The sequence below is a fragment of the Streptomyces hygroscopicus subsp. hygroscopicus genome (genome assembly GCF_001553455.1).
In the GTDB taxonomy this organism is placed as follows: domain Bacteria; phylum Actinomycetota; class Actinomycetes; order Streptomycetales; family Streptomycetaceae; genus Streptomyces; species Streptomyces hygroscopicus.
This window is the reverse complement of sequence record NZ_BBOX01000638.1, coordinates 1-2,189: the sequence shown is the minus strand read 5'-3', so window position 1 is coordinate 2,189 and position 2,189 is coordinate 1. Positions and strand designations below refer to the sequence as shown.

The 2,189-nt window shown below is 78.2% G+C and carries 1 pseudogene; it reads left to right on the top strand.

Annotated elements, in window-relative coordinates:
* Nucleotides 1–18: 18 nt before the first annotated feature.
* Nucleotides 19–2,189: pseudogene (locus AXW62_RS46535) on the top strand (hypothetical protein); the annotation flags it as partial.

Here is a 2,189-nt window from a genome sequence, read left to right as displayed (position 1 = left end):
GGGTGGATCACGGTTCGCGTGGACGAGGAGGACGTGGACGACGTCGGCCTCTCCCAACTCCCCGCCGCCTTCCGCGCCGGCCCCGCCCCCCACGCGCCCCCGCCGACCGAAGACCCCGCCCTCCGCGACCCCGGCTCCTGTGACCGTGTCTCCTGTGGCCGCGTCTCTTGTGACCCGGGCGCCTGTGGCCATGCCTCTTGTGACCCCGGCTCCTGTGGCCATGCCTCTTGCGATCCCGGCTCCTGTGGCCGCGCCGCCTGCGACCGCGGCGCCTGCGATCCCGGCTCCTGTGACCGCGCATCCCGCGACCACGCCTACGCCTCCGACGAGCCACTGACCGACGCCCGCGGACGCCACCCGGCCGAGGGCCGCTACCCGGCGTGCGGAGAGGGCCCGTCTGCCGTGGACGCCCCCGGTGTGGGCGAGTCGCGTCCGGCGGACCGGATGACGGGCCGTGTCGACGGCACCGCCCGCGTGGACGCCGGGTGGTCCGGTGTCGACGCGGCGGACGGTCAGATGGGCCCCTGTCCGGTGGCCGGGGCAGGCCCTGCGGGGCCGACGGAGGGCGATGGTGCCGCCGCGGGCGACGGACGGCCCGGCGCCGGTCCGGCGGATCAGGTGACCGGACGCGTTGTGGAGACGGGGGCCGCCTCCGTTGACGGTGGCCGACCGGATGCCGGTCCGGTGGGCGAGGCGGAGGCGTCGCGTGCCGTTGGGCGGGAGGCGGCCCGTGCCGGGGACGCGGAGGCGGGGCAGGCCCTGCGGCGTCGGCCCCTGGCGGCAGAGGCGCGGCCCGCCGGGCGGGTGACGATGCGGATCGACGAGGCCGGGGGCGCCCCTTCGGGCGGCGGCCCCCGCCCGGACGGACCGCGCGAGGGCACCCGGGCCGTGGCGGCCGAATCCCGGCCGTCCGGTGAGGTGTCGGCCCGGATCGAGGACGGCAGTGGTGACGGTGACGAGGCCAGGTCGGAGACCGCCGCCGACACCGCGCGTGCGGAGGGGGCCGGTGCTGGCGCCAGCCGTGCGGAGGGTGCTGGTGCCGTCCGTACGGAGGGTGCCGGTGCAGGCGCCGCCCGTGCCGACGCCGCCTGTGCCGAGGGTGCCCGTGCCGACGCCGCCGGTGCGGAGGGTGCCCGTGCCGACGCTGTCCGCGCGGAAGATGCTGGTGCCGACACCGACCGTGCCAGGGGTGCCCGTGCGGAGGGTGCCGGTGGTGGCGCCGTCCGCGCGGAAGGTGCCCGTGCCGACGCCGTTCGTGCCGACACCGTCCGTGCCGACGCGGTCCGCGCAGGCGCCGCCCGTGCCGGGGGTGCCCGTACCGGCGTCACCGACTCCGACTCCATCGACGAATCCGATTGCTGGAGCCCCGACCCCGGCGGTGAGCCCGGTCGCGAACGAAGCGGCCGCTCCCGCCCCGCCCGGCGCCCCCTCGCTGACGGGCCGCTGACCGCCGAGGAACTCGACCGCAACGCCGACGCGTTGCGTGAGCTCCTCGAGGAGAGCGTCGCCGCCGCCGAGCGGCAGCTCTTCGAGCTGCGCACCGCCGCCGCCGAGGACTCGCGGATCCTGGGCGCGCTCGGCGACGGCGGGCTCCTGCCGCCCAGCCCCGATGTGCTGGCGGCCGTCGAGTACCTCGGCGAGCACGGCATCCCCGCGCTCCCCGGCTGGCGTTACCTCGCACAGGCCGTGGACCCGGCCGACCACGCGGCCGTGCTCGCGGCCCGTCCCGAGCTGGTGGACGGCGTCGTCATCACCGACCCCGACTCCCACGCCTGCGCCCGTGAGGTGCTCGGCCAGGCGTCGCTGCTGCCGCGGTCCGCCGTGGCCGTCGGGACGTCCGCCGCGCTGCTCGCGCCGACGCCCGCGTCCGGCACCGAGGACAGCGGGGTCTTCCTCGTACCGCCGAACCCGGCGATGCACGACGAGCGGGCCGCCGACGACGAGCGGCGTGAGCTGCGGGCCCGTGCCACCGAGCGGGACGAGGAGATCAGGGCGCTCGCCGCCCGGCTGGCCGGGGACCGGGCGCTGTCCGCGCGGCTCGCCTCATGGCGCACCGGCTGTCCGCCCGGGAGGCTCGCGGAGCTCGCGGCGGCGGCGGAGACCGCCCGGGAGGCCGCCGACACCGCGCAGCGCGCTCTGGTGGAGGCGCGTACCGCACGGGCGGAGGCCGACGAGGCCGCCACCGAGGC